Below are 24,053 nucleotides of genomic sequence, written 5' to 3' on the forward strand. Positions count from 1 at the left end.
GGTCCTTTGCTCTAGATGTGACCATATGCGGAAAAATCTCGCATGTATCTAGATAATCGATCAACCGTTTCTCGATCGCTTCAAGCGCTGATCTATAGTCCTCTTGAACCCGTACGTATCTTTCGTAGGTGGCTTTCGCATTCCACTCTTGAGACATTGCGCTATCTCACGTTCGAATTTGATACAGAGCTCAGCGGAACACCTCGAATGATGACGTCGTACAGTTCTTCATTGGCACTGTTTGGATGCGGTTCTACAATGACTGTTCCACCTGCACCTATCAAACTTGCAGGCGCGTTGATAGATATTTCGGCACCGAGATTCAATCGAAGGTTGCTAAGTCGGTTTCTGACACGGCCTGCATCTTTAGAGAACGTGACAAGGGGCATGCCACGTGCAACCGTCGCTAGTTCCACTTCTTGTTGAGAATGGGCGGGAACATGGGTGCGGATGAAGTCGCCGGCATCAAGGGTCGGCATGTTGCTACTCAATTCGACGCTGAGGGCACTGTGAAGCCTGATCTTCTCGTTTGCATCGAGACTACTAATTTCGATTGCCTCTGACAGTACGTTCAAATACCGTTCTGTCAGAACGACCGGTTGTTCGCCAAGTTTCATTCCCAAGAACTCGCCAATGTAGTAGTTTGCAAAGTTCCTACCATTCTGGACGTCCGCAAGGTATCCATGAGCGACCATAGGCTCAGTGTCAGTGTCAGTGTCAGTCGAAGTCTCGTCGGCATCCAACGCAACATCGCCAGTAAACAGAAGTGCGATCTTGTAGACCCTGTTGAGCTCACTAAAAACTAAGTCGCGGATATGCTCAATTGAGATTCCTTTTAGACCGTTTTCATTTGTAGTCTGTTCGGCACGCATAGCCTCTTGATGCTCGACCTTAGCAACCAAGACACAAGCAATCCCGTCAAGGGTTGCATCGGCAACGACCATTAGTCCAGGCTTCGCGGTTAAACGCTGTACTTCTGCCAACCGAGAAGCGAGGAACTTGCTGAATCCTAAGAGATCTTGATCCTCAAAAAAGCGTCTTGTTTCCTTCGGCGTTGGAGAATCAACCTTGTCGCTAGGTACAACCCTTAGCGCACGCGAGGCCAAAGCATCGACAAACCTGTCGATCATGAACTTTCTATCGATATCTTCCAACTGAACTGGCAAGTCCGTCAGAATTGCCTCGAAATGACGATCGTTAGCTTGCCCTACCGTTGCAATCTGGTGCATGTACACCGTCGACATATCAAGGGTTTGGAAAGCTGGCATGTATTCCTCCGAAGGGACTCATAGTTACTGAGAATCATCGCGGATGAAAGGGAAAATTCCAACTTTGAGTGCAGCAGAATTGACAGGAAGATTGATTACATACGTACGAAACTAATCTATCAAGGTTCGACCTATGGATGCCCCTGCATCCATATCTCGATGGATACCGTGCGACAAGGCCGTAGGGGCACCATGGAACATCCCTTGGCCGCCGTCTAATTCATCTTCGGTCATGCACACGGCGGCCGCGCACCGAATTATTCGCTGCCAAACCGAATGTTACAATCGACGAGCAGTTGAACCGTAAGACTTTACCAATGGTGAAGCGTCTGGGAAGTATGAAACTATTGCGATCGCCGGGCCGCAATATCAAGCTAGCGACGTCCACGCTGATGATGGCGCGCCGGACGCATCCTTAGAACAGGTCGGGCGGGTCCAATGTCAGGCGTCATCAATAAGGTAGAGGTATGAATCTGGTGAAGTCGAAGCAACGTGTTGAAGACCATGGTGAGGTATTTACGCCGGCTTGGTTGGTCGAGGCGATGCTTGATCTGGTGAAGGACGAAACCGAGCGCATCGACTCCCGATTCCTCGAGCCGGCTTGCGGGTCAGGAAATTTTATTGTGCGCGTGCTTCGGCGCAAGCTCGCCGCCGTCGAGATTAAGTACGGCAAGTCTGCCTTCGAGAAGCGCCATTACGCCCTGTACGGCCTCATGTGCATCTACGGTATCGAGTTACTCCCTGACAATGTCGCCGAGTGCCGTGAGAATATGCTGGAGATCTTCGATGATTTCCTCGCGCTCACGGAGGACGACGAATTCCACCGAGCCGGGGCATATGTGCTGAGCCAGAACATCGTTCATGGGGATGCCATGACGATGCTAACCGACGATGGCACGGCCATCAGTTTCCCGGAGTGGGGTTACCTCGGGAAGGGCAAGTTCCAGCGTCGAGACTTCCGCTACGACACCCTCACGCAGATGAGCGCCTTCGGTGGGCAAGACACCCTCTTTGCGGACCTCGGGAGTCACGATGTCTTTACCCCGACCAAAAGCTACTTGGCCATGAGTGTTGGAGAGCTGGCGTCATGACCGCCCATGCCAATTTCTCGCTCCGCGGCCGCAACCCCGACGTGCTCTCATGCATCGCTAACCTCTCTAATGATGAGGTCTTCACTCCTCCCGAGTTTGCCAACCTCATGCTCGACAACTTGACCCAGGCGTGGGCCGAAGCTCACGATGGGGAGAACATTTGGTCGAACCCTGCCGTACGGTTCCTCGACCCATTCACCAAGTCAGGTGTGTTCCTGCGGGAGATTACGAGTCGATTGACCGAAGGGCTCACTGAGATGATGCCTGACTTGCAGTCCCGTGTCGATCACATCCTCACGAAGCAGGTCTTCGGCATTGCCATCACCCGCCTGACAAGCCTGATGGCACGCCGCAGCGTCTATTGCTCAAAGGTGGCCAACGGATCGCGCTCGATCACCGCGGCGTTCGACAACGCGAACGGAAACGTGTGGTTTGAACGCCTTGAACACACTTGGGAAGGCGGCACCGAATGGGTTCACACAGCTGACCCAGGCGGTAGGCCGATAAAAAAATTCACCAACGGACGCTGCAAGTTCTGCGGCGCTTCCCAACTAGTGACGGACCGCGGCGCAGAGCTGGAAACCCATGCATACGCCTTCATTCACACACACGATATCAAGGCTCGGCTCTCCGAGTTGTTTGGAGAAGACATGCAATTTGATGTGATTATCGGGAACCCTCCGTATCAGATTAAAGGCGGGGGCGGCGGTTCCAACGATTCGCCGATCTATAACCTCTTCGTCAAACAGGCCATTCATCTACAGCCGCGATTCCTCAGCATGGTCATCCAATCCCGCTGGATGGCTGGAGGCAGAGGCTTGAGCGAGTTCCGGGCGGAGTTTCTGGCTGATTCACACATTCGTACGCTCGTAGACTACGAAAACGCGAAAGATGCTTTTCCCACGGTCGGCATTGGCGGTGGTATCTGCTATTTTCTATGGGATCGCGACAACCCAGGACTGTGCGAAAGCGTGTATCACCGCAATGACGTGAGCATCGGGCCCTACCCTCGTCGTCTTGATGAGTTCGACGTTTTCGTGCGGGACAAGCGGGCCGTCGATATCCTTCATAAGGTACTGGCGTTAGGCGAAAGTTCATTTGAGAAACTCGTGAGCGGTGACACGCCATTCGGGCTGGCAACAAACTTCAAGGAATACCACAGGGATGCGAGCCCGAAATCTGATCAGATACTTCTCTACGCCAACCTCGGCACCACTCGGGTTCGGGGTGCCATAGACCGCAATGTGATCAGGAAGAACACCCATCTGATCGACGCATGGAAACTCTTCCTTCCCGTTGCTGGATCAGGCCGTGAGCGTGAACGGAGTGGCGTAGACGTAGTCCTCAGTCCACCAATCGTTGGAGAACCCCAATCTGCCTGCACGCAGACGTACTTGGTGGCCGGCCCTTTAAGTTCAAAGAACGAGGCACAGAGCATCGATTCGTACCTGCGAACACGACTTATTCGGTTCCTCATTTCCCTTCGAAAACCAGCACAGCACGTCTTCCGGGGCATGTACCGATGGGTTCCCCAGCAACCTTGGGACCGCACGTGGACTGATGCTGCCCTCTATGAGAAGTACGGCATCACCGAGGATGAGGTCGCCTTTATCGAGTCGATGATTCGTCCCATGAATGCGACCACAACGGCAGCTGACTGATGGGAAAGTCCATCGAGGAACTTCTACCACCGAAACCTGATGCTCGACTGCGGATCTACGCTTACTCCATCGACAGCCCTGCCCACGTTGGACTTGTCAAAGTGGGGCAGACCACCCGCGACGTGAAGAAGCGGATCGAGGAGCAGACCAAGACGGCTGGCATCACTCCCACGATCCTTTTAGACGTACCCGCGGAGCGGGAGGATGGCAGTTCCTTCACTGACTTCGAAGTGCGGGCGCGTCTCAAGACCAGGGGCTTAGAGAACGTCCATCTTGAGTGGATGAGGTGCTCACTCGATGACGTGAAGACGGTGATAACTGAACTGCGTACAGGGAAGAGGCTTGTCGGAACCCATCATGAGACCTTCCGTCCGCGGCGGGAGCAGGCCGAAGCCGTCAAGAAGACGCGCGACTATTTCCACTCCATCTGGCAGGAGGACATGCACGCCGTTCCGCGGTTCCTCTGGAACGCGAAGATGCGCTTTGGCAAGACCTTCACCTCCTACCAATTGGCCAAGAGCCTTGGTGCTACTCGCGTCCTTGTGGTGACCTTCAAACCCGCTGTCGAAGATGCATGGCAAACCGACCTTGAGAACCACGCCGACTTTGAAGGTTGGCAATACATGAGCAAGCAATCCGGTGTCGATCCGTCGGCGGTGGCCAAAGACCAGCCGCTTGTCTACTTCGGCTCTTTCCAAGACCTGTTGGGCCGCGACAAGGTTGGCAACATCAAGGCCAAGAACCAGTGGCTACACGAAATCAACTGGGATCTGGTTATCTTCGATGAGTACCACTTCGGCGCATGGCGCGACACCGCCAAGGAGCTTTTCGAGGGGGAGGACGATTCGCAAATTACGGCGGAAACCAAACTTGCTTACAACCCCGAGCTGGATGCCTACAATGAAGACTTGGACGTGCTGAGCGAGCCCGAAACGGAGTTCCTTCCTATCACGACACGGGCTTACCTGTACTTGTCTGGTACGCCCTTCAAGGCTCTAGCTACGGGCGAGTTTATTGAGGAGCAGATCTTCAACTGGACCTATACGGATGAGCAGCGGGAGAAGGCTCGTTTCGGCAGGGTTCATTCGGGCGAGTTGAACCCCTATGGGGCCTTGCCAGAGATGCGGCTGATGACCTACCAGATGCCTGATGAACTGCTGTCCATTGCCAGTATGGGCGAGTTTGATGAGTTCGATCTTAATGCTTTCTTCTCTGCCACCGGTGTCGGAAAGAGCGCTGAGTTCAAACACAAGAACGATGTTCAGAAGTGGCTCGACATCATCCGGGGTGCCTACGCCCCAACGCAGGTCGACAACCTCAAGCAAGGCTCTCAGCGACCGCCCTTCCCATACTCGGACATACGGCTACTTCCTTACCTTCAGCATTCCTTCTGGTTCTTTCCGAATGTGGCTGCCTGCCATGCGATGTCAAACCTGCTTGCGGAACCGCAGAACGCCTTTTTCCACAAATACAGAGTGTTAACAGTTGCTGGAACGAGCGCAGGAGTCGGTTTGGAAGCCCTTCCGCCCGTGCGAGAGGCTATTGGCAGTGGGCACGGGAACGGCTCAATCACGTTGTCGTGCGGCAAGCTCACCACCGGCGTGACGGTTCCGCAATGGTCGTCGATCCTCATGCTCCGTAACCTGAAATCCCCTGAGACCTACTTCCAAGCGGCCTTCCGAGTTCAATCTCCGTGGAGCCAGAAGAATCCCAACGGCAACAACCCCAACGAAGAAGAGATATACAAACCCGTCTGCTTCGTCTTCGATTTTGCCCCGACCCGGGCGCTGAGGCAGTTGTCGGACTACGGCGTGGGCCTCAGCCCTAGCGAGAATCCCGAGAACGCACTCGAGGAGCTAGTGTCGTTCCTTCCCGTTCTCGCCTACGACGGTTCACGCATGGTGCAGATCGATGCGGGCGGGATCCTCGATGTGGCCATGGCTGGCACGAGTGCCACCCTGCTTGCTCGCAAGTGGGAGTCGGCCATCTTGGTGAACGTAGACAACGACACTCTACGGCGCATCCTCAACAATGAGGAAGCTCTGAAAGCGGTTATGAACATCGAGGGATTTCGAGCGCTCGGAGACCACGTCATCGAGACCGTTATCAACAAGAGTGAGAAGGTCAAGGCGACAAAGAAGAGTAAGGGCGAGGATCTCACCCCTAAGGAGAAGCGGGAAATTACTGCCGAGGAGCGGGAATACAAGTCCAAGCGCAAGCTTATCCAAGAAAAGCTAATAAAGTTCGCGACTCGTATCCCTGCCTTCATGTACCTCACGGACTACCGGGAGAACACGCTTCAAGACGTTATTACAAAGCTGGAACCCGATGTCTTTAAGACCGTAACCGGTCTTTCGGTGGAAGATTTCCACCTGCTTGTACGGCTCAAGGTATTTAACACTGAACACATGAACCAGGCCGTGTTCGCGTTCAGGCGCTACGAGGATGCATCGCTGTCATACACCGGCATCGAGAGCCACGAAGGCCTAACACGGTATGGCCTATATGACACCGTAGTCGCAAGGGAAGTACTGGTGGCTCCGGCTTCCTAAACATGCCAGCACCTGGGACACAAGAATCGTCCTACCATGCTGTCGCACCAGGGGCGCCGGGCCTGAAACTCGGCGAGTTATTTTTGGAGAACCAATACACCGGATCGAGTTCCCAGCTGTGGCCGGTTCCGCCGATGCAGAATACGAAACGCTGCGTCAGCGCGACCCCTCCGAGTCAACAGCAATGCCTGACTTCAGTGAGGGCTGAACTGCAAACGTGACTGTGCAGTCCCCCGCGAAAAAACACAGACTGCATGAGGAGCATCTCGGGATTCCTAGGCCGCACACTGAACCTGCTCCATGCCGCGCGAGTCGGTGATGGGAGTGGAGAAGGAGCGGCTGAAGGTCAGTTGGTCCTTGATCTCGCGTTCCTCCTCCATGGGGGATGCTGCCCCAGAATTTCACCGTCGGCAGCCGGGTCAGGAGTTGTTCCAGGTCCTCCGCGGTGACGGGATTCCACACGTACACCCACCCAGGTGTCGGAATTCCTTGACGCACAGGTTTGAAAGCTCGGAAAAGGTCTTGAGCCCTCGAGAGTCCTCACTACGAGAGCGATCGCCGATAACAGCGCCTTTGTACATCGGAATCATAGGGGCTGGAAGAAACTGTTCCGGGTCACCCTTCGACCTCGTTGGTGACTTTTCTACAGCAAATGATTTACTGGGATCATGAAGGCAACTGAGGCATCGCTCCTGCAATTCTTGAAGAAATCGCCGCAGTTCGTCATCCCGATCTATCAACGCACCTACAGCTGGACCGAAAAGGAGTGCGACCAACTCTGGTCCGACGTGATCCGTGCCGGCGAAAACGACGACGCGAACGCGCACTTCGTCGGCTCGGTGGTCTACGTCGAGAAGGGGATCTACCAGGTATCCAGCCAATCCCCGCTCCTGGTCATCGACGGCCAGCAGCGCCTGACCACCGTGACGCTTCTACTCGAGGCGCTCTCACGCCACCTGGGTGACCGCGAACCGGTTGAAGGCTTCTCGGCGAAGAAGCTGCGCAGCTACTACCTGCTCAATCCCCTGGAAGACGGAGACAAGGCGTTCAAGCTTCTTCTGACGCAGACAGACCGGGAAACCCTGATTAACCTCGTGCAGCAACGCCCGCTTCCGCGGGAACACTCCGTGCGTGTCCAACAGAACTTCGAGTTTTTCGACCAAAAGGTGCGCCGCCTCGGATCGAACCTGGAACTCTTGTGCCGGGGCCTGGGCAAACTGATGATTGTCGACGTTGCGCTGAACCGCGAACAGGACAACCCGCAGCTGATTTTCGAGAGCATGAACTCCACCGGCCGCGAACTCAGCCAGGCAGACCTGATCCGCAACTACGTGCTGATGGGGCTGGAACCTGAACACCAGACGGAACTGTATGAACTGCACTGGCGACCCATGGAGCTCGAGTTCGGCCAGGAAAGCTACGGGTCGTACTTCGACGCCTTCATGCGGCACTACCTCACCGTCAAGACCGGGGACATCCCGAATGTCCGCGCCGTGTACGAGGCGTTCAAGGCCCATGCGAGCCGGCCCGAGGTCGCGGAAGCCGGTGTGGACGAGCTGGTCAAGGACGTCCAGCTCTACGCGGGATACTACTGCTCCATGGCCCTGGGCCGGGAACCCGACCCCGCGCTGAAGGATTCCTTCCAGGACCTGCGCGACCTGCGCGTGGATGTCGCCTATCCCCTGCTCCTTGAGCTGTACCACGACTATGCCAATGCAACGCTGCCGCGGGAGGATTTCCTGCGAGCCCTGCAGCTCATCGAGTCCTACGTCTTCCGGCGCGCCATCTGCGCCATCCCAACCAATTCGCTGAACAAGACCTTCGCGACGCTCGGCCGCAGCCTGAAGAAGGACCGGTACCTCGAAAGCCTGGAGGCGAATTTCCTGCTGCTGCCCTCCTACCGGCGCTTCCCCAACGACGAAGAATTCCGCCGTGAACTTGAAACACGCGACATGTACAACCTCCCCCGCCGCAGCTTCTGGTTGCGCAGGCTGGAAAACCACGGCCGCAAGGAACGGGTGTTCGTCGATGAATACACCATCGAGCACATCATGCCCCAAAATCCCACCGTGCCGGAGGAGTGGAAGCGCGAGCTGGGCCCGGAATGGGAACGCATCCACGAAGCGAAGCTGCACACCCTCGGGAACCTGACCCTCACCGGATACAACAGCGAATACAGCGACCGGCCGTTCCGGCAGAAGCGCGACATGCCAGGCGGGTTCCGCGAGAGCCCGCTCCACCTGAACCGCGGCATCGGCGCCGTGGAGCAGTGGAGCGAGGACCAGATCGAAGCCAGAGCGGCCGCCCTGTCAAAAACCGCGATCACGGTATGGCAACGCCCCGACGTCGAGAAAAGCGTGCTCACCGCCTACGGCGCCAAGCCCAGGGGCGACGCCCGGCCTGAATATGGCCTCGAGGACCACCCACACCTCTCCGCGGGCCGTCCCATGCGCCGCCTCTTCGAGGCACTGCGCCTCGAATTGCTCGCGCTCGACCCCAACATCGGCGAAGAGATCCTGAAGCTCTACATCGCCTACAAGGCCGAAACCAACGTGGTCGACATCGTCCCCCAGGCTACCCGGCTGCGACTGTCCCTGAACATGCCCTTCCCCGAACTCCTCGACCCCAAAGGCGTGGCCAAGGATGTGACGAACCTGGGCCGGTGGGGAAACGGCGATGTGGAAGTCGGCCTGTCCACCGTGGGAGAGATCCCCTATGTTCTGGGGCTAGTGCGGCAATCCCTGGAACGACAGCTCAGCAACGGGACCTCCGCCGCCGAGTAACTGAACGGGAACACCGATATTCCAAGCGACTGACCGCTAGATTTCCATGCAGCATCCTCGGACCGGCGTATCCAAGGCCGGCACGGCGAGACCGCACGGGATCCGCGTTGGTCAGCCGCCAGGCCCACTTCGAGGTGCACGGCGACGCCCTTACCAGAGCGTTTCAGGATCGATGCGGCGACAAGCATTGATGTACGCCGCCGGTCAGGGTACTCCTGACTCCGGTTAGTTTGAACAGCAGGGACGGTGCCACCAGTTTATTCATCGACTCAACTTTGGCTATCCCAGCGCGATCAACGTGTACTTTCGCTTCAGGACATGCTTTTCAGGATCAAGATGCTTCAGAGTATTTTGGGAGGATTCGTTAAGCAATTTCCGCCACCTATCGAAAAAGTTTGGATATGAGTATGCAGGATTCTGTTTCCAGGGCCATTACTACAGCGTCTAATGAGTGGCGCACCTCCCTGATCGACGTGGGTGGAAATAACCGACTCCTGTACTTCCGTCCAAATGCGTCGACCATACAGCTTGACGCAATGCCTGAATCTGCTGCCACCAAGCTCTTCTCCGGCAAAACGGTTCGGCTCAACGAACTCTTCGTGAATGCCGACGCTCTCCGAAAGGCGCAACGGGCCTGCACTGCGCTTGCCCGAAAGCAGCGCGAGGCCCAGGAAGAATTCGGGGTTCCCGTGGCATTCATGGCCGTGGGGACCGCCACATGGGATCCGACGGCAAGCGAAGCTATCATCGCAGCAGAAGCCGACCAAGTAGCAGATCCGGAAGAGGGAAACGCAAAGAAGCGAAACTACACGCTTCCCTCCGCCCCGGTACTTCTGCGCGCGCTCGAACTTTCACGCAAGAGAGGCGCCCAAGACTCATGGGAACTGCGTCTTGATGAAGATTTCTCACTGAATAGCGTGCTCGTACACGTCATGAATGCGGACCGCTTTCGCCTGGACGAAGAAGCAATCCTTGACCTCGACAACGGATCCCCACAGAGTGTGAATGAAATGCTTAAGGCGGTAGAAGCCGCGTGCAGGGATGTTGTTGATTTCAGAATCGAGTCCCATCACTACTTGGGCGCATTTACCTACCTGAAGCAGCCCATGGTCGCTGACATCGACAACCTTGAGGCTCTCGCATCGTCCGATCTCGTTTCAGCCCTGGCCGGAGATTCCGCTGCAGCTTCCCGAATCAGGGGCCAAAAGCTGGATCTTCGCGAGTCGGGACCTGACTACTCCCCGGTCGATGCCGAATTTCTTATTCTCGATGCAGACTCCAGCCAGAGCTATGTGATCAACGCTGCGGTAGGCGGCAGCAGCCTGGTAGTCCAGGGACCCCCTGGAACAGGGAAAAGCCAAACAATCGCCAACACCATTGCATCGTTGGTGGCCGCAGACAAGAAAGTGCTCTTCGTTGCCCAGAAGCGGGCGGCAATTACCGCTGTCTTGGACAGGCTTAAGGGCGCGCACCTCGAGCATTTGGTGCTCGATCTATTTGCAGCTTCCTCGTCCCGACGCTTTGTCGCAGATGAGCTCCGAAATGTTCTGGAGTTGCAACAGAACACGGGTGTACCCGACGTAGCCGCCCTGGAATTCACCATGACGCAGTCTCGCGACCGCCTCGTGAGCCACAATGACGCACTTTCCAAGCCCACCCGAGGGTGGGGCGTTTCCGTTTCGTGGTTGCGTTCCCAACTTCCCGGCATCCCGCCCACTGCCAGGAGCCAGATCCGACTGCCAGCGACAACGTTCACCACATGGACAGCATCAAGCCTGACAGAATTTGAAGCGGCTCTCGATAATCTGTTGGCGCTCGGAGCCCTTGAACCGCAGTGGCACCTGTCACCGGGCTGGAATCCGCAGGCCGTGAACACCCCTGAGGCCGTTAGCAACGGAACCGATGTTGCTCGGAACATGTCCACAGCCGAAGTCCCCGCTCTCCTCGCGTCACTGACAAAAACCTGTGCTGACATGCGGGTTCCGACCCCGTCCAAATGGCCCGAAATCGATGCCCTGGTTTCACGGATCGAAGAGCTGGCTGCTGTCCAAAATGCCGTTCCGGAAGCGCTCTCCTTGGAACGCACCAGCGACGAACTTCACGGTCTGCTGTGTGCCACCAACAGGGCGTTCAAGAAGGCGTCCGCGCAACGATTTAGTTGGAAGGAACGACGCCAGTTCAGCAAACAAGCTGCAGCGTTGAACCCGGCCCTCGACCGTGCCGCGATTCACCAATGGATTCTTCGGGCAGTCCACATTCGTGACACGTGGACCGGCCACGGCGTAGCTCAAGCAACACCTGACCATCTCCTTTTTGTGGACGCTGCAAAGTCGCTCCGGGGCAGGCTCGCCCGGCTTCAGGCAGCACTTCAGCACATCGATTTCGATGAGATGCTCCTTGCTGACCTGGCACCGTTCCTGCAGTCGCTTGCAAATCACCCGGCGCGCATGAATTTCCCCCGCGCGTTCGATCTCGAAGCCCGGCTTTCACAGGCGGGGCTGGGGACTGTTGTCGGGAGCATTTGTGCCGACATGGCGCAACACGGACACCTGGGGGGCCGGCCCTCTGAGGTCCTGCGCTGGGTCGTGTACTCTTCGATTCTCGAAGATGCGGAAATGACCGACCCCGGGCTCGCTGGTGTCTCTGGCAGCGAGCTGGAGTCAGCGAGAAGAAAATTCATTCGCTCCGACATGGACCACATGGCTGCAAATTCTGCCCGCATTCGGCGCCTCGTCGCGGAGCGCCTAAAGATTGCCCTGGATCATCACCCAGAGGAACACGCCACACTCAAGACGGAACTGACGAAAAAAAGGAACTTTCGTTCCGTCCGAACGTTCTTTAGCGAGGCACCCACCGTCATCCGTGCAGCCAAGCCCGTATGGGCGATGAGCCCGCTGCAGGTTTCGAGGCTCCTGCCCGCTGAGCAGTGTTTTGATGTCGTGATTTTCGACGAGGCCAGCCAGATCAAGCCCTCCGACGCGATCCCTGCTCTGCTGCGCGCCAACCAAGCCATCGTTGCCGGTGACAGTCGACAGCTTCCCCCCACCGAGTTCTTCAGCAAGGTTCTTGAAGACCTGCCGGAATTGCCAAATGGAAACGGCCCAGATGAATCAGGCCCGGAGGAAGACGGCGCTCTGAATGCCGTTGAAGAACCGGCGCTGAAGCCCAACAGACCAACGGGTTCCCTCACGAAGGACGCCGAGAGCATCCTTTTCGCCATGGAGCGGCTCTTGGTGGGCCAGTCGAGGAGTCTTCTGTGGCACTATCGTTCCCGGGACGAAAGGCTGATCGCGGTTTCCAACGCGCACGTCTATAGCGGTTCGCTCACGACCTTTCCGGCTGCGGACGCACTTGATGCCCTCCGGCACGTTGCTGTCGAGCCCAGTGAGGGCATTGGCCAAACGACCAACAGTCCTGTTGCGGAAGTTGAAAAAGTCGTTCAGTTGGTCAAGGAGCACGTGCGAGAGCGTCCCACGGAATCACTGGGCGTGATCGCGTTCGGTATCAAGCACCAGAACCGCATCGAGATGGCCCTCGATCGTGCCCGGGTTCAGGATCCTGAATTTGAAGCAGCCCTCTCTGGCCACGATGAGACTTTCTTTGTCAAGAGCATTGAAAGGGTCCAGGGCGATGAAAGGGACGCCATCATTCTCACCGTGGGATACGGCAAAGGCATGGATGGAAAAATGCGGTACTTGTGGGGTCCGCTCCTTAAGGAAGGAGGAGAACGCCGCCTCAATGTGGCAATCAGCCGTGCCAGGCGCCGCATGACTCTCGTGTCCAGCTTTGCCCTGGACGACATCGCCGAGGACGCGCATGCTTCTGCAGGCTTCAAGCTCATGTACCGCTTCCTGCGCTTTGTCTCTTCCGGAGGGAAGGAACTCCATGGCGGACCGGATAACACCATGCCGCTGAATCCCTTCGAAATTGATGTCCGGGATCGGCTCACGGAGGCAGGCCTCCAGCTTGATGCCCAAGTAGGCGTGGGAGCCTATCGGATTGATTTTGCAGTTCGCCACCCCACATTTCCTGGTCGACACATTCTGGCTATCGAGGCAGATGGCGCTTCGTACCATTCGGGGCACGTTGCCCGTGAACGAGACCGCCTGCGACAGGATCTCCTGGAACGGCGAGGTTGGACCTTCCATCGCATCTGGAGCACCGACTGGTTCAATAATGCCGAAGCCGAGGTTCGAAAGGTCCAGGCGGCGGTCACGGCCGCCCTTGCCCATACACAACCTGACATAAAGGTTTCGATAAGCACCCCAGACCCATCGAACGTTTCTGGGAAAACCTGGAGGGTCATCGAGCAGTCGAGGACCAAGCCAAAACCACATTTCACACCCGGAAATCCGATACGAACCTATCCGTCCGGCGTGTTGCTAGACCTCGTGATGCATATCCGAAGCGACGGAAAAATCCGGAGTGCAGACGATGAGCTTCTGGCAACCATGAAAGAACTCGGTTTCTCCTCCCGCGGCCGTAATATCGTCGCTGCCATCGAAGGAGCACAACGAAACGCCGACCTTCTGGAAAACCGACCATAGCCATTGCGCCTTACAGCCCAACCTGACCCCTCCCTGAAACAATGCCGCCACCACTGTAAGTGGGCCATATGGCAGGGTGCTTTCCTCCCGTCTCGGGCGAGCCACTACCCATTCAATAGTGGCACTTCCGTTGTTTCACCAGGGTGATGTCTTGCCCTGTGCGCATCAGGGCAAGAACCAAAGGAGACGTGGCCTACCTTTTGCATCGCGGTTCGCCCGTGGAAGATCGATCCCCCTGAGTAGGTTGTGGTCCAAGACAGTGGACCACAACCTACTCAGCTTTTTTGCTCAGAACGGTCACACGCTACTGCCGGCCCCCATCCTCACCGACGCTAGCAGTAGTAGAAGTCCCGTCCGCCAGGGTAGTAGCAGCGGTTCGGGGCCTTGCCGGAGGAATGCCCACCGGATCCGCCGGAATCGGGGGCCGGACCCCATGCCACGACAGCCGTATGGCTGGTGCGCGATGTGCTCGAATAGTGGGCACGTTTCGCGGCGACCTTCACGGTCATGTCGCTCCCCTCGTCGGCGGCACGCAGCTTGTAGGCCTTTTTGGTGGCCCCCTTGATGGCCTTGCCGTCGCGATACCACTGGTAGGAGTAGGACGTGGCCTGTGGCGAGGCAATTCCGGGCTTGGCGGTCAGCGTATAGCCAACCTTCTTCGTGCCACTGATCTTCGGCCTGCCCACGGACTTGAAGGCCGTGCCGGCCGCCGTCCGCGCGGCGGTCGTGGCCGACCCCGTCCTGAAACCGTGCCGCTTGGCGGACACCTTCGCCGTGATCTTCCGGCCGATATCCGTGGTGGTGATTTTGTACTTGGGCTTCGTCGCGCCCTTGATTGCCTTGCCGCTGCGATACCACTGGTAGGCGTACGACGTCGGAGTGATGTTCCAGGACCCCTTCGTCGCCATGACCGTTGACCCCCGGCGGATGGTCCCGCTGATCTTCGGCTTGCCCACCGGCTTGATCGCCGCACTGGACACCGTCCGCGCGGCAGTGGTGACGGATCCCGTCTTGTAGCCATACCGCTTGGCGGACACCTTCGCCGTGATCTTCCGGCCGACATCCGTGCCGGTCAGCTTGTAGGTGGGTTTCGTGGCACCCTTGATCGCCTTGCCGCTGCGGTACCACTGGTAGGAATACGACGTCGGGGCAAAGTTCCACGACCCCTTCGTCACTGCGACTGCCAACCCCGCGCTGGCGGTACCGCTGATGGTCGGCTTGCCCTTGGCCAACAGGCTGCCGCCGGAAACCGTCGTCGTCTCCCCTGCCCAGGTTGAGATATTGGTGTAGCCGTGCGCGAACGCCTCCATCGTCACGTACATCCGCTTGCCGGCATCGGCATGGGTCAAGGTGTATGACCTGCCGGTGGCGCCCTTGATCGGCTGCCCGTTGCGGTGCCACTGGAAATGGTCCAGATGGACCCCCGCTACATTGAATTTGCCATCCTTTACGGTGAGCTTCGCCCCGGTGCGCAGGGCCCCCGTGATTGTGGATTCAGACTTGGCCACTAGGTCCGCGGGGCTGACTCCGAACGTCTGGTAAATTCTCTCTACAGGCCATGCACCTTGCTTGGTGAAAACGGCACGCAGGGAGAATTCCTGGTCGTAGTGCTCCAAGCCGAGTCGCAACCGCGACGCGGTGGAAATCAGCTGCCCGTCCCCGACGCGGGTCCAGTAATAGTCGACATGGACGCCCGGACTGATGTGGCCGTCTATCTCCACGGTTCCACCGACAACGCTGCTTCCACCCACCGATGCATAACCTGGTGCTACGGGGTAAGTCGCGCAAGGCTTGACCTCCTTCTTGGTGCCCACAGCGCGAGTCGTCACCGCACCGGTGTTGGAGAACAACGGCTGCGCAATGACTTCCACCCACAAACGGTGTCCCAGATCGACACCCTGGACCCAATATTCGTCTGTTCTGGCCCCGGCAATCGGGGTGTCATCGCGGTACCACTGGTAGACGAGTTGCGGTGCGGCCGTCGGCTCCCACTGCCAGTAGTCCCCGAGTTCTCCGGCGGTCACTGGCTGGTCCGGGCAGAAGAAGCCTTCCGGATCCGGGTTTCCCTTGAACCGCATCTGGCTGCCGTCATCGGCTTCCACTGCGGCCGGAACCGCTGTTACAGCAACGGGAGCCGCTGCCGCGGGAGCGCCCAGGCCCATTCCCAGGCCCAGGACGAGGGCAGTGGCGGATACAGCCGCAAGTACGGTCTTGGCCCAGCGTGGGCGTACTTCTATCAAGTTTGGTTCCCCCAAGGATTTGGGACGGATCAACCGTCCCGCGTGGTCTTTTCGGCCAGTCTACTGCGCGTCCGGGTCGAATTTGTGCCTTCGGACTTGAGCATGCTCGGCAAGTCCACAAGGCGCCAAGATTTTAGATTCCATGGCCGGGGACACCAGTAGGCCAGGGACCCCCACGACCACCGTCGGCATCGTCCTGTACGCCCACCACAACACCACGGCTACCACGGGTACGACGACGGATCGATGCTGCGCAACAATTCCGTGCCATCGCCCGCGATCTGCAGACCACCGGATAAGTTTGGTCCATGCCGCAGAGAAAAATTGCCATTGAGTTTAGCGACGAGAATGTCACCGATGCCCGAGCACTGGCGCGAGCCATGCAATTTGTCTTCGAGGCCAGCCGGGTCGGAGACGGAACCGTCTACGTGGAAGGGTTCGCGATGAATCCGAAAGACGGTTGGCAACACGGGGACCACCGCATCGACATCGTGAAAAATCCGTAGAAAACTCACGTTGGATCTGGAGTGAAATGGGCATCAGCGAACGGAATATTCCCCTCCAATCGCCGATAACCGCACATATGACATCAGGAAGTGTTACTCCGGGAGACTATCGGTTCGTTCATTGTCCCGTCTCAGTATTGTTGGCAATATTCTCAATACACTTGGCAAGATACGGATTACAAGGTTTGTCTCATTCAAGTTGGCAACGCGGAGGCTCCGAGGTCAATGTTGCTGAACTAGAGAGATTCCGTGCACATGCTGGGCTATTTTGAGATCACTCCAGTCGAATGGGCGGTATCAATGCACTTTCGCCAAATACAGTCCAGCTAGCTACCCGTAAGAAGGATACGGAATTGCCAACTTCATTGAGACGAAACGGCCAATATCCGTCTCACTAAACATGGCAAAACCCCACGTCAGCGTTGCCAACAATACTGAGACCGGACATTCATAGTCTGGAACTTGTTGCTGCAGTACGTCGTCATCGGGCCGATGCAGCAGCATCACCTTCCTCGCCCTAGCCGTGTGGGTTCTGTTGCCTTGGGTCCTCCCCTGCTGTGCCCGGACCTTCGAGCGCTTCGAGCTGATGGAGCTTCTTCCTGATCCTGTTCATCATCGCCCCTGGGCACCTTCTAGATCGGCGCCGGGAACTACAACCCGATCATGCCCGGAGGGTTCTGCCCGGTGGTGGCCCGGAAAGCGTCGGTGTTCTTCGCGGTCTTCGGCTACGACGCCATCAGCACCGCCGCCGAGAAGCAGACCTAGGGCAAGAAGCACATGCCCAAGACAAGCGTCTTCTCGCTGGTCATCGTCAGGCTGCCCTACGCGGCTGCCACTCTGGTGCTCACCGGCACGCAGAACCACCAAGAAGGCGATCCGACCCTAGGATACCCCTTCGAGTTCAACAGCGTAGGGCTTCGCATCACTGCCACAGTCATCTCCGAGTTCGCGGTCTTGCCCATCGTCAGCGTGATGTTTGTTGAGCTTCTTGCTTGGCGTCATCCGGGACTGATTCTCCCAGACCGACCGCAACGGAACACCCAAGCGCATCACATGGATCGCGGGCATCCCTTCCACGCTGATGGCCCGAGTCTTGCCGATCAAGGCCATCGAGCACCTGAATGACACCGGAATCATTGCAGCCTTCGCGGTGGTCTGCCGGTCCGTGATCAACTACTTCGTCTGCGCCCGCGTTTCTCTCTTATGAACCCGGACGGCCCACGTCACGACGAACGCGTGGTGCTGCAGCACGGGGAAACCTAAGCAGTGTCCCTGGCCCACCGCAGAAAATCGTGAGCATTCTGCGGAACCCCACCAGCCGCTTGCCGGGTCGTGGACTGCAAGCCCGACGAAACGCCGGAAGTCAGAACACTATTGCACTGCGCGCGGTGCTGGCATGCTGGTGGGCTGAGACCAATCCTGTCTGATCCACCCCGTACCGCCCGCAGCTGGAAACTCCTACCAGCAGCGCTGCTCTCAATGTCCGGAGTACTGCTTTTTGGCGTAGGCAACGACCCGGTGGGCTACACCCTACTCGCCTTGAGCGTGCTCACGGCTGTATTTACCGACCGCGGGCTCGCACGCCACCTTGCCCTGATCGCGGCGGGACTGTTGATCATCAGCGCTGTTCCGCTAAATGCCGATTTGAGCACCCAGCATATGATCCTGATGGGCGGTGCGCTCACTCTGGCCGTATTGGTGCCGTGGCTAGTCTCGCGGTTTGTTTACCGCGAGGAGGTCATCAAGTTTCCGGTGAACACCGGACGTAAATGGCCGTTGAGTGCCAAGCTGTACCTGCTCGGTGTCGTGGCGCTCGGATACCTCATTTTGCCGGTGTACTTGATCGGCACGGGGGTCTACCAAAACTGGCCGGATGCGTCGGAGGCCACCATCTTCGGCCGGCTCTTTCTGGGAGTGAATGCCGTCGGCATCTGGGACGAGCTGTTCTTTATCTGCACCACCTTCACGCTGTTGAGGCGGCACTTTCCGGATTGGCTCGCCAACATCCTGCAGGCGGTGATCTTCTCATCTTTTCTGTGGGAGATCGGCTATCAATCCTGGGGTCCACTTTTGACGTTCCCCTTCGCGTTGCTGCAGGGGTACACCTTCAAACTGACCAAGTCGTTGACCTATGTCGTCTCCGTGCATTTGATCTTCGACTTTGTTTTGTTCCTCGTACTGGTGCACGCCCACAACCGTGACTGGCTGCCGATTTTCTTGTACTGAGACCCCTGCCCATGTACGCCGGGCAACGAATGGCGGGATCAAGCTCCCACTCGTGCACGCGCAATCGCAGGGCAGAAGACGGCAGACAACCATTGCGGTCAGCTTGGAGGCAGATGACAAAATCCGTCCGGGTTCCTGAGCCTCCTGCCGTCTTGCAGAGACGCAACCCTAAATTCCGGCAACCGTTGGACCCACAAACCGATACTTGACCGCAACACTCCCTCGCAGAAAACCCGGTCTTCTATCCACGCGCGGCGGCCAGCCACCCAAGGATTCGCGAGTCGAGCTATTCTCATAATCCTTTGGATTCCGAGACACTTCAGGAAGGCCAGCCCAATCAAGATGATCGACCTGCATTTCGCGCGGAAGATCGACTCGGAAAGGGATATCAGCAATCCGACGACATTCTAACGACCCGTCAGCCGGTCCCCACCTCGCCACCCGCGTACCAAAATCCGACAGTTTAGATATGACTGTTCGTAGGTAACGAAAGTTCCTTCTTTTACCCAGAAATGGCGGTTACCGCCGAATTTGCGTGTTCTGTCAGGATCGGTTTTGAGCAGGGCCCCTTCAGCCTAGGCGGGGGCGGAAACCTCGGCGTTTTGAAGTTCGAACATCCGCTACAACGATCTGACGAGTCGGTAGGCCCAGGGTGGGCCTGGTTCCGTGAGAACCATACCCACCCTGGGCATTACCAGTTGTTATGAGATTGGATATCGCTGAAGTATCTCCCAGAGGGCCCGATGCCGGGCCTCATAGTTCTCTGGTGAGTTGTAGATAAGTTCGACCTGCAAGCTGTCGACGATGCCAAGGTATGCATCGACTAGCGTTGTAGCATTATGCGGGTCGAGACTTCTGGGCAGAGCTGCAATGAACAGTGATCTTAGATCCGCCTCAAAGAGTCGGTACTTGGTGATCACGTCCTCGCGGAGCGCAAGCGGTGGAGCATAGACGGTGCGCAACAAGAAACGGAAGTCCGGCGATGACGCGTATCTGGTGTGCAGAGCGTTTAGATACTCACCACCGGGCAAGGGTACGCCTGATTCTGCGGCGAAGGCATTGCTTGCAGCGAGACGTTCCTCCCGCAGGGCGATGTCCATGACCTCGTTGAAGAGCCCATCCTTGTTGGCAAAGTGGGCATAAAGGGAGGCCTTTCGCATCCCGGCCTGTTCCGCGATCACCGTGAGCGAGGAAGCGTCGTAACCGAATTCTGCGAAGTGTTCAACAGCAAAGGTGCAAATCTTCTTTGCCGATGGGGACAATGACATTGGGTGCTCATGCTCCGTATTCGTTGGGTCGAAACGATTAGTGGCTGCCGAGATCGGTCACGGCAGGTGCGCGTTTGACGCTCACTGCCACGATAGCAATGGCAACCGCACCGACCACCATCAGGAATGCCAGCCAGGCCAGGGGTCCTGTCTCGACCATTACTCCCGCGATGGGGGTAGCGGCCGAGGAAATGATGAGCTGGAATGCTCCTAGCAGGGCTGCTGTAGAACCCAGGGACGTGTGCTGGGATGCCATGGCCAGTGCCATAAGTGTCGCTTCCGCGATGCCAATGCCGAAAAGTGAAATGAACATGCCAATGACGATGCCCGGTAGACCCATTCCCAACAGCACCAGCACGAAACCGACCGCGGCACCGAGCGCCACGAGGATGGTTCCAGCCATTCCTAGTGCACCAGCGCCGAATCGTGTCACGGTGCGTCCAGCGACGATGGCACCGAGCATGACGGAAAGTCCCGTTCCCCCGAACACGAGCCCGAAGGTGTTGGCATCAAGATCAAAATGACCTTGGTAGATGAATGGTGCACCTCCGATGTAGCCAAAAAGGAAAAAGAACACCGCGGACAGCCCCAAGGCCGGAAGCAGGAATCCGGCATCCTTGGCAATTCGCTTGTAAGTGCTAAGGACCGTTCCCAGCCGGAGGGAAGATCGGGTTTCCACCGGGAGAGTCTCACGCAGGTTGACCGTCGAGTTGGCTAGTGCGATGGCGGCCAGACCTGCAAGAACCAGCAGCACTGCGCGCCAGCCAAAGTGCTGGTCAACGAACCCGCCGATGGTCGGTGCAAGCACCGGGGCAAGGCCCTCAATTGTCATCAACAATGCGAAGAGCTGAGCGGCGCGCACTCCTTGAGCCGCATCCCGAACCATGCTCAAGGCCACGACGAGTGTCAGCGCCGCCGCGAGCCCTTGTAAGGCGCGAGCCGTTAGGAGGATTCCCATAGTTGGGCTGGCTGCTGCCCAGAGCGAAGCCAGAAGAAATACCACCAAGGCGACCAAGAGGGGGCGACGTCGACCGAAGGCATCGGTGATTGGACCAAAAATTAGTTGTCCCGCGCCCATCGCCAGCAGGTAAACCGTGAGGGTCAACTGGCCAGACGCTGCGGTTCCGTTGAGTTGCTGGACGATGTCGGGCAGGGAGGCCAGGTACATGTCGGTGCCGGCCGGGCCCAGTACGGTCACCAGCGCTAGCGACACGGCGAACCACGCACCCACTTTCCGTTGGCGCTGAATAGTAGTCATTGTGGGGATCTCCTCAAAAATCGAATGAATTCAGTTGCCTACCTACCGATAGGTAGGCAGCTGACTCTAACGCACATGGGAAATCAAGTGCAACAATCCGAAGAGGTCATGGCAGACGCCACACTAGGGGTCCAAGGAGCTTGCAGACGCGGCGGTACACAGATGCCGGCGCGGGCGGATGCAACAGGCGACTCCTAGGCCACGAATATGCCCGTAGACCTTTCGGAACGAGCAGCGCATCAGCCGTGCAGGCATCTCCTAACACCGGACCTTCCGGCGATATCCCCGGTCGACCGAGGTATTTTGAAAACTTTATGGTTTTCAAGACATCTCGAAGCATAGACATCGCAGATATTCGAGGCATGCCACAGCATCTGGTCGAGAACACCCGCGTCTTCATCAACTATCTGAACCTCGCCTCGCAGCAATCCGGACTCAAGGCACTTGGCGTCCCGGACGACTTGGTCTATGTCGACTACGGGCTCACCGGGCACAATCGTGAAACCCCAGGACTGGATCAAGCCCCGGAGGCACGTTTTCCGGGGCCAGGAGGGGCGTTGGCATTGGGTGGGAACGCTTAGCTGAACGGTGATGATGGGTCTAGCACGTCGTCAGTCGGGCCATCTACATCGTCCACTTCATCTACGGCCGCAAGCACCCACTCATGAATCCTGACTGCCCTTGGCATGAGGCGCATGTGGTCCTGCAGCGCGCGGAAACCTAGACGACTGCAGATACAGGGAACGCGGAGTATAGGGCGAACGCAAAAGTCCCCGTTCCGGATCGACCGATCAGGAACGAGGACAAATGAAGTTTTAGAGACGGCTCTCGGGGTCGACCCACTCGCCATTAACAATGACTTCGAGGTGTAGGTGGGGACCTGTCGAGTTGCCCGTACTACCGGAAAGCGCAACAACTTCGCCGACCGAGACCTTTTGTCCCACGGAGACCTGCAGGGACGAGTTGTGGTTGTAGCTAGTTTCTAGCCCGTTGCCGTGGTCAATCTTGACCCGGTTTCCGGAGTGCCCAGCAAATTCGGCCTGCACGACGGTGCCTGAGGCGCTGGCCTTGACCGGTGTTCCCATGGGAACTGCGTAGTCCAGGCCGTTGTGAATCATGTAGCCGGGTCCGGTCGGGTTCTTGCGGTGTCCGAAGCGAGAGGTCAACCGGATGCTGTCAACCGGCTGGGCCAGGGCTCCGTTAGCGGGCATCTCGGTGATCCCTCCAGCGGCAGCTGTCGTGGTCGTTCCCAGCTTGTCCGCCTTGGTGGTTGTTTTCCCGCCAGCGGTCGTGACAGGTGCCGGCTTTTCTTTCTTGGGCTCGATGTACTCACTGGTCACCGAGGCGCGATCTACCGTGAGCTTGTCGTCGGCCGGTGCTTTGACATCTGCAACAGCACTTTGGGCGACGCGCTGGGGGTCAGCGGCAACTTTTTCAGCTTCTTGTGCGGGGGCGGCAGCGAATGCCAAGCCGGTCACTGCGGCGATCGCGGCGAGCTTGTGCACAAACCCCAGTCGAGGCCGTTGGGCTCGGGGTGTGGACTTCAGAGCGTTGTCCAGTTTGTCGCCTTCGGTGCCCTTCGCCGATGGCACCGGGAGTGCATCATTCTCTGAAGGAAGTTCGGCAGCGGCGATGGATGCCGGCTCCGGTGAGGCGGCATAGCCAGAACTTGCCACATAGCGGCGACCACCCTTCTGCTCGGCATTAGGGGTCTCGACGGAATCAGGGACCGCGCTTGAAGCGCGTCGGCCGGGGCGTCGGGAAGTTCTCTCGCCGGTAAGTGCGGTGTCCACGATCTGCTCTAGCGAACCATCGGTAGGCGAAGCGTCAACGGGATTGGCCGCACGGGAACGCCCGGAATTGTGCTGCTGGGTCAAATGATTACCTCTCATGTGTCGCCTGCGAAGTTAGCTGTCGGATTCGAGTCATGAGATCAACTCGGCCGAGCCCGCCTAGGCGGACTCAGCTTCACCCCGAGATCCATGGTCCAAGACCAGGAACGGTTGATTGGGTCCTCCGCCCCTACCGGGAATTCTTGATCCGCGATCCGCCGGTAGGGTTGTGCGAACCGGATCGGGACTGGGTTGCCCAAGTGCAACCTGACATACGACGCTACCGAGGTAAAGGCAAAAGTTATAATTTCGTTATCAATCCAAACAGCTGACAAACGCAAGGGAAACAACTGCTTTCGGCAGCACTACGGCGCCACCTTTCCCTACGGCTGCACAATGATGTGATACCGCCCCTCTCGGGGTGACTAGGCACCCGATCGAATGCTGCTATAGCCGGGCTAGTCCAACAGGTCAAGTTCCATCTGGATGATTTCGGCCGGGCGCTCCCCCATGACGGCGGCGTAAACGTGATCAAGGAGACCGTATTCCCGGGGTCTACAACGGTGCGAATGGTCCCATCTGGGGTTGGACGAGAGTGCTGAAATCTCCAACCGCGGTTCTCCACGTTCCCAACAGCCGGTCCTTTCGGAAACTAGTCTCAGCCGTCGGAAGCACATAGAAAGTCCCAGAACCGATCGCCTACCGCGACCCTTGGTAATCAAGTAACCGCCTATTGAATCCGCATGGTTCTTACTGTTCGCGAAAGCGAACTTCGGTGCGGCAGATCAATCAGGGGGTAGGCAGGTCACGGGCACTCCCCT

At 57.7% G+C, this 24,053-nt stretch carries 14 protein-coding genes and 1 riboswitch; of the genes, 9 read left to right on the top strand and 5 right to left on the bottom strand.

The window, feature by feature from the left end; translation table 11 throughout:
- Window positions 1-161 precede the first annotated feature (161 nt).
- Window positions 162-1,268 carry a hypothetical protein gene (locus ADIAG_RS05360; protein WP_007270303.1) on the bottom strand — a complete coding sequence of 369 codons (1,107 nt, stop codon included), beginning with the start codon at window positions 1,266-1,268 and terminating at the stop codon, window positions 162-164.
- Between the two features lie 467 nt (window positions 1,269-1,735).
- Here ADIAG_RS05360 and ADIAG_RS05365 point away from each other — a divergent pair, with 467 nt between their 5' ends.
- The 5 genes from ADIAG_RS05365 to ADIAG_RS05385 all read left to right on the top strand — a co-directional run bounded on the left by ADIAG_RS05365 (window position 1,736) and on the right by ADIAG_RS05385 (window position 13,902).
- Window positions 1,736-2,359 (top strand): N-6 DNA methylase, encoded by a 624-nt coding sequence (locus tag ADIAG_RS05365; RefSeq protein ID WP_007270304.1) that lies wholly within the window; start codon window positions 1,736-1,738, stop codon window positions 2,357-2,359.
- Window positions 2,356-4,020, top strand: coding sequence for an Eco57I restriction-modification methylase domain-containing protein (locus ADIAG_RS05370; protein ID WP_007270305.1), 1,665 nt, complete (start codon window positions 2,356-2,358; stop codon window positions 4,018-4,020). The genes ADIAG_RS05365 and ADIAG_RS05370 overlap by 4 nt, the downstream gene beginning before the upstream one ends.
- The gene (locus ADIAG_RS05375) at window positions 4,020-6,572 is read left to right on the top strand and encodes a GIY-YIG nuclease family protein (RefSeq protein ID WP_007270306.1); all 2,553 of its coding nucleotides are present in this window, start codon (window positions 4,020-4,022) and stop codon (window positions 6,570-6,572) included. Before ADIAG_RS05370 ends, ADIAG_RS05375 begins: the two co-directional genes overlap by 1 nt.
- A gap of 668 nt (window positions 6,573-7,240) precedes the next feature.
- Entirely contained in the window at window positions 7,241-9,355 is a 2,115-nt protein-coding gene (locus tag ADIAG_RS05380; protein ID WP_007270307.1) for a DUF262 and DUF1524 domain-containing protein, read from the top strand.
- A gap of 407 nt (window positions 9,356-9,762) precedes the next feature.
- Window positions 9,763-13,902 carry an AAA domain-containing protein gene (locus tag ADIAG_RS05385; protein ID WP_007270308.1) on the top strand — a complete coding sequence of 1,380 codons (4,140 nt, stop codon included), beginning with the start codon at window positions 9,763-9,765 and terminating at the stop codon, window positions 13,900-13,902.
- A gap of 332 nt (window positions 13,903-14,234) precedes the next feature.
- Here ADIAG_RS05385 and ADIAG_RS19980 read toward each other — a convergent pair whose 3' ends face one another.
- The gene (locus tag ADIAG_RS19980; RefSeq protein WP_007270309.1) at window positions 14,235-16,142 is read right to left on the bottom strand and encodes a hypothetical protein; all 1,908 of its coding nucleotides are present in this window, start codon (window positions 16,140-16,142) and stop codon (window positions 14,235-14,237) included.
- Between the two features lie 308 nt (window positions 16,143-16,450).
- Between ADIAG_RS19980 and ADIAG_RS05395 the strand changes: the two genes are divergently transcribed.
- From ADIAG_RS05395 to ADIAG_RS05405, 3 genes are all read left to right on the top strand, one after another.
- On the top strand, window positions 16,451-16,648 hold the full coding sequence (locus ADIAG_RS05395; protein ID WP_007270310.1) for a hypothetical protein: 198 nt from the start codon (window positions 16,451-16,453) through the stop codon (window positions 16,646-16,648).
- A gap of 777 nt (window positions 16,649-17,425) precedes the next feature.
- A complete protein-coding gene (locus ADIAG_RS21355; protein WP_007270313.1) occupies window positions 17,426-17,773 on the top strand; it encodes a hypothetical protein in 348 nt (115 codons plus the stop codon).
- A 354-nt stretch (window positions 17,774-18,127) separates the two neighbouring features.
- A complete protein-coding gene (locus ADIAG_RS05405; protein WP_007270314.1) occupies window positions 18,128-18,874 on the top strand; it encodes a CPBP family intramembrane glutamic endopeptidase in 747 nt (248 codons plus the stop codon).
- A 701-nt stretch (window positions 18,875-19,575) separates the two neighbouring features.
- On the opposite strand, the gene ADIAG_RS05410 is transcribed toward ADIAG_RS05405, so the two are convergent.
- The gene (locus tag ADIAG_RS05410) at window positions 19,576-20,142 is read right to left on the bottom strand and encodes a TetR/AcrR family transcriptional regulator (RefSeq protein ID WP_007270315.1); all 567 of its coding nucleotides are present in this window, start codon (window positions 20,140-20,142) and stop codon (window positions 19,576-19,578) included.
- Between the two features lie 37 nt (window positions 20,143-20,179).
- Window positions 20,180-21,400, bottom strand: a complete 1,221-nt coding sequence (locus ADIAG_RS05415) for a Bcr/CflA family efflux MFS transporter (RefSeq protein WP_007270316.1) — start codon at window positions 21,398-21,400, stop codon at window positions 20,180-20,182.
- 362 nt (window positions 21,401-21,762) lie between these two features.
- On the opposite strand from ADIAG_RS05415, the gene ADIAG_RS05420 reads away from it, so the two are divergent.
- Complete coding sequence (locus ADIAG_RS05420) at window positions 21,763-21,981, top strand: hypothetical protein (protein WP_007270317.1); 219 nt, start codon at window positions 21,763-21,765, stop codon at window positions 21,979-21,981.
- A 234-nt stretch (window positions 21,982-22,215) separates the two neighbouring features.
- Here ADIAG_RS05420 and ADIAG_RS19990 read toward each other — a convergent pair whose 3' ends face one another.
- Complete coding sequence (locus ADIAG_RS19990) at window positions 22,216-23,292, bottom strand: M23 family metallopeptidase (protein ID WP_007270318.1); 1,077 nt, start codon at window positions 23,290-23,292, stop codon at window positions 22,216-22,218.
- Window positions 23,281-23,455: riboswitch (cyclic di-AMP (ydaO/yuaA leader) on the bottom strand. (Overlaps the previous gene by 12 nt.)
- Window positions 23,456-24,053: the final 598 nt, after the last annotated feature.

It is taken from the genome of Paeniglutamicibacter gangotriensis Lz1y (genome assembly GCF_000348945.1).
Lineage (GTDB): Bacteria > Actinomycetota > Actinomycetes > Actinomycetales > Micrococcaceae > Paeniglutamicibacter > Paeniglutamicibacter gangotriensis.